General features: G+C 62.8%; 5 protein-coding genes, 1 pseudogene and 1 riboswitch. Of the genes and pseudogenes, 4 read left to right on the forward strand and 2 right to left on the reverse strand.

The features are described 5' to 3' along the window. Positions 1-249: 249 nt before the first annotated feature. Positions 250-957 carry a hypothetical protein gene (locus EN969_RS16505; RefSeq protein WP_013530791.1) on the reverse strand — a complete coding sequence of 236 codons (708 nt, stop codon included), beginning with the start codon at positions 955-957 and terminating at the stop codon, positions 250-252. 299 nt (positions 958-1,256) lie between these two features. Here EN969_RS16505 and EN969_RS16510 point away from each other — a divergent pair, with 299 nt between their 5' ends. Together EN969_RS16510 and msrA are read left to right on the forward strand one after the other, a co-directional pair. Further along, positions 1,257-2,804, forward strand: a complete 1,548-nt coding sequence (locus EN969_RS16510; protein ID WP_063170277.1) for a glycosyltransferase family 39 protein — start codon at positions 1,257-1,259, stop codon at positions 2,802-2,804. 82 nt (positions 2,805-2,886) lie between these two features. Beyond that, positions 2,887-3,405 (forward strand): peptide-methionine (S)-S-oxide reductase MsrA, encoded by a 519-nt coding sequence (gene msrA, locus EN969_RS16515; RefSeq protein WP_013530793.1) that lies wholly within the window; start codon positions 2,887-2,889, stop codon positions 3,403-3,405. Positions 3,406-3,474: 69 nt separating this feature from the next. Here the strand turns inward: msrA and EN969_RS16520 are convergent, their stop codons facing one another. Next, entirely contained in the window at positions 3,475-3,792 is a 318-nt protein-coding gene (locus EN969_RS16520; RefSeq protein WP_013530794.1) for a hypothetical protein, read from the reverse strand. Positions 3,793-3,976: 184 nt separating this feature from the next. Beyond that, positions 3,977-4,090, forward strand: a riboswitch (TPP riboswitch). On the opposite strand from EN969_RS16520, the gene EN969_RS16525 reads away from it, so the two are divergent. After that, positions 4,081-4,689: a YkoF family thiamine/hydroxymethylpyrimidine-binding protein gene (locus EN969_RS16525; protein WP_063170276.1), complete on the forward strand. Its 609-nt coding sequence runs from the start codon at positions 4,081-4,083 to the stop codon at positions 4,687-4,689. Its footprint overlaps the riboswitch before it by 10 nt. 38 nt (positions 4,690-4,727) lie before the next feature. Further along, positions 4,728-4,983: pseudogene (locus tag EN969_RS16530) on the forward strand (ABC transporter permease); the annotation flags it as partial.

Here is a 4,983-nt window from a genome sequence, read left to right on the forward strand (position 1 = left end):
TCACCGCGCTGAACGACGTGCTCAGCGGCAACAACATCCTGAGCGGCAATGTCGTCTCAGGCATTCTGAACGGCAACAAGACCGGCATCGTCGGTGGCGTTCTGAGCGGGCTCGGCGTGAACCTGCTGGGCGGCAACAGCTACAGGCTGGGCAAGCGCCACTAGGCCGGCGCTGCATTTCAACTGTCGAAGGCAACCCAAAATAGCCCGTTCCGGTGCGCCGGGCGGGCTATTTCGCGTGTCGGGCCGATCAAGCGAGGATGTTGACCGCGCGTGCCGCGACCAGCGCGATGGTCAGCAGCGAGATCATGGCCTCGGCCATCATCAGCAGCTTGGCGCGCTGGGAAAGGGGCAAGGTATCGGTGGGCGAAAACGCTGTCGCATTGGTGAAGGCGAGGAAGAAATAATCGACGAAACCGGGCAGCCAATCTCGGAGGTCACGGTCGTTCAACGTCATCTGCGCGAACAGGAAATCGGCCTGCGCAAGCTTGACGAGGCCGCAGGTCGGCGGGCCGCCGCGGTCGGTGCTCCAGAACCACAAGGCAAAGACGATGACGTTGGTGACCCAGATGTTGAGTGCGTCGATCAGCAGCGTCGTGCCGCTGTTGCCGGCATGGCCCTCCAGCAAGGCACGCACCAGCAGGACCAGCGAACCGCAGTTCATGATGCTGATGATGGCGGTCATGGTCAGGGCTGTTCTGCGGATCATGACCCGAAACTGGCCGATCGCATGCCACTCGTGGTCCTCGACCGCCTTGCGGGTGGCGGCCTGTGTCCAGGCGGTGGCCACCGACAAGGGCAGCAGCAGAGCGGCCTCCAGCGCGGGCGCTAGCCAGCGCGGTCCGAATGAGAGATTGTTGATGACCAGAAGCTGCAGGCAGATGATGACGAGAACGGCCGCACGGGCCATCCAGAAATCGAGCGCACGGTAGTGGATGATGGCATGGTGGTGGCGCATTTATCAAATCCTGGATGCTTTTTGGGGGACGGGAACCGGTCAGGCGTAGGCGACGCCTGCCGCGATCACGCCCGATGCGCCGTGCCCGGCATGTTCAGGGCGCTCCGGGACGGCGTGTTCCATTGTTGTCCTGCTGGCATGTGATGATGAGAGAGGCGGCATGGTGGCGCGAAACTCTGCCTCAATCTTGGTTTTGCCATGGTCACCCAAGTTTACATTTTCGTAAGCTTCGAGTTCTGGGCTGTTCCAAAAACCGTCCGGTGTGATTTATCCACCGCATGACGCGAATCGACGAACCCATGAACGGTTGGCTGCCGGTCGGCAGTTCTGTTCCAGGCGACTGGCGGCAGTCGTCGATCTGGCAGGGGCTGACGCGCTATCCAGAAGCCGGCCTGGCGCTTTTATGCCTGACACAGATCCTGTGCTGGACCGTGGCGCCCGCGCTTGTCGACGTGTCACCGCCCAACGATGTCGTCGAAGGCTTCATGTGGGGCCGCGAATGGGTGCTGTTGACCTACAAGCATCCACAGCTTCCCGGCTGGCTGCTCGAGATCAGCCATCTTCTGACCGGATCGTTCCGCTGGCCGCAATATCTCGTGGCTCAGCTAACGATCTCGGCCACTTTCGTGCTAGTCTATCTGCTGGCCCGCGACATGCTCGGGCGAACCCGCGCGCTGGCCGCCGTGCTTCTGATGCCGTCGCTCTATTTCTTCGGCTGGCCGACCCCACAGTTCAATCATGACTACGCGCAGATGCCCTTCTGGGCCGCTATCTGCTGGCTGTTGTGGCGTGCGGGCCGTGGTGGTGGGCCGGGCTGGTGGCTGGCGCTCGGGCTGGTGTCGGGCGTCGGGCTCTATGCCAAGCTTTCCACCGGCCTATTATTGCTTTTCGGGGCGATCTGGCTGCTGTCGGACACACGCGCACGCAGTCGGCTCGCCACGCCCTGGCCATGGCTCGGGCTCGCGGTTTTCGGCGCTGTCGCCGCTCCACTGGCCGCCGAACTCTGCCGCGTCGATTTCCTGCCGCTGACCTATGCCGCCTGGCGCGATCAGTGGGTGGTGGCTCATCGCTCCCGCTTTTATTATATCGGCGTCCAGATGGCTGGGCTCTGCGGCTTTCTTCTGGTGCTGGCGATATCAGGGCTGCTGCGGCGCTCGCCCGCGCCGCAAAAGCCCGTCGGGCGCGGCACGCTGGTCTATCTCTTGTGGATGGGGGTTGGCCCGGCGATCCTCGTCATGGTGGCGTCCCTGTTCACCGGCGCCGGCGAGGCCTGGGGCGCGCCGATGTACAATCTTGCTGGCGTTGTGGCGCTCGCCTTGCTGGGCCATCGCCTCGGCGCCATCGAGATGCGAAAGCTGGCGATCTGCGCGCTCATCTCCATTGTCGGCATATCCGGTGCCTATGCGGGCATCCGCTGGACGAAATGCAATCTGCGTGGGCGCATGGACGCCGTCTGCTGGCCGGCGCAAAAGATCTCGGATGAGGCAGAGGCTGTCTGGCACGCTGCGACGCCCGATCGGCTCGACATCGTCGGCGGCCATGCCCTTATTGCGCCGCTGGCGGGCCTCAATGCCTATGACAAGCCGTCGATCTTCACCGAACTGAACATGCAGTACGCCCCCTGGATCACCAAGGAGCGGCTGCGCGAGCATGGCATATTGCTGGTCTGGCCCGGGCGCGATGTGCCATCTTATCTGCAGGCGTGGGTGGGCGACATCCCGATCAAAACCGTTCTTTTCGACTGGTCGCTCAAGGCGCCGCCGGTGGCGATCAGCTTCGCAGCCATTCCGCCTGGCGCGCGGCAGTTGCCGGGTGCTATCGACGGCCTCGCCCGACCGAGCAACTGAAGCAGATCCGCCGGTCCGCTGGACGAAGCAGGTGACAATGCCCATCTATGTCCAGACAAACTTGCCTTTGAGGAGACGTGATATGGCGACTTCGACCGAACGCGCAGTCCTTGCCGGTGGCTGCTTCTGGGGTATGCAGGATTTGATACGGCGCTATCCCGGCGTCATTTCCACCCGTGTTGGCTACAGCGGCGGCGACGTGCCCAACGCCACCTACCGCAACCACGGCAGCCATGCCGAAGCCATCGAGATCAATTTCGATCCGGCCATCATAAGCTATCGCACGCTGCTGGAACGCTTTTTCCAGATCCACGATCCGACGACCCGCAACCGCCAGGGCAACGATGTCGGGACGAGTTATCGCTCGGCGATCTATTACACCAGCGACGAACAGAAGCGCATCGCCGAGGACACGATCGCCGATGTCGATGCCTCGGGCCTGTGGCCGGGCAAGGTCGTCACCGAAGTCGCACCCGTTGGCCCCTTCTGGGAAGCCGAGCCCGAGCATCAGGACTATCTGGAGAAATACCCCAACGGATACACCTGCCACTTCGTCAGGCCGGGGTGGAAGCTGCCGGTTCGGGAAAAAGCGGTGCCGTAGATACACTGATACGACAGGATTTGAGAAGCCGCGGAGCGCTCGCTCCGCGGCTTCTTTTCATTGCAATTCCTACTTGCCGCAATGGTTGTCATTAACTGTCGGCGCGGTGGTGCCCGGCGACGTTCCACTGGCATCGGGCTGTGCGCCCTGCGGATGGGCAGGGCAATTTTCATCCGCGTTTGAATTCGTGGCGCCCGGTGCTACCGTCGTACTGTTGGTCGTGCCGGGGTCTACCGTGTTCGGCGAAGCCGGCGTATTTGGGTCGACGGTGACCGACTTGCCGCTGCCGCCGGATCCGTCGGTGCCGCTTGTGCCATTGCTCTGCGCCATGGCCGATGTCGCCAGGCCAATGGTGAGCGCCGAAGCTGCGAGGATTTTCATGAACATGGTTTGTCTCCATTGTCTGTGAACTCGTCGCGTAGCGACTGGTGGGACAACCTCGCGGCCTGGTGAAGGTTCCCGATAAATTCTCGCGCCGGCAGAGCCAACCGCTCCCGCCCTGGCGCAATGCTTTTGGCGCAGTGCGATAAAAAAAACGGCTTTTCCTTCAACTCGAATGATGCTTTAAGGCGCACATCCACAGGGGTGCTCCGTACGGTCGGGGCTGAGACGGGGGCGGCAAGCCCACAGACCCTAGAAGCTGATCTGGGTAATACCAGCGGAGCGAGGCGGGCGATGTTTTCAGGCGCACAGATTTCCCTATATCCCATGACCGACGATTTCGTCGGTGTCATCCTTGGCGCGCTCGGTGCGCTCGATCCCTGGCGCGACAAACTCAGGATCGAGACCGACGACATCTCGACCTTGCTGATCGGGCCGCCCGAAGTGCTGTTTCCTGCCATGCGCGACCTCTTCGTGGCGGCGGCACGCAGCGGCAAACATTGCGTGTTGTCGGCCACCATCTCGCGCGGCTGCCCTGGCGAGCCGGACGATCCGATCTGCCGCTCCGATGCGTTTGGCGGGCCCGTCGGTCCACTCGGCCCCCGCAAGGACGCGGCCATCGCGGCGGTGCGCAATGCTGCTGCCACCGGCCAGCCGGCGGCGGCGCAGTTCTCGCTCTATGTGATGGGCACAGACGACCACATGGACGAGATCTACGGCTGCATAGACTTTCTCAAGCAGTCCGGCGTCTATGAGCGCTCCAAACATTTCTGCACGAAACTGCGCGGTGATGCCGGTGCGATCTTTTCGGCGCTGGACGAGGCTTTCTGCCGTTTCGGACCAGGCGCTGGCCACGTAACCCTCGACGTCACGGTCTCGGCCAACAGCCCGTCGGCCGTCTGAAGCCGCGCCGCTCTCGCGGCCGTCAAAGGTTATCTCCCGTGGTCTCATCATCAGTCGCTTCGCGCCCGATCGCGAGCTTTCTCGTCAAGGCAATGCCGGCCATGATCTCGGCCGGTTTGCTCCTGCTGGCGTGGGAGCTTTATGCCACCTATTCCGGCATCAGGGCCACGATACTGCCGGCGCCGTCACGCGTCTTCGAGCAAGCGATGCTCAATCGCGAGGCGCTGGCCGACAATGCCGTTCCGACCATCCGTGCCACGCTTCTTGGCTTTGCCTGTTCGCTCAGCGCCGCCT

Origin of the sequence: Mesorhizobium sp. M7A.F.Ca.CA.003.01.2.1 (genome assembly GCF_003998945.1) — a bacterium.
GTDB classification, from domain to species: domain Bacteria; phylum Pseudomonadota; class Alphaproteobacteria; order Rhizobiales; family Rhizobiaceae; genus Mesorhizobium; species Mesorhizobium ciceri.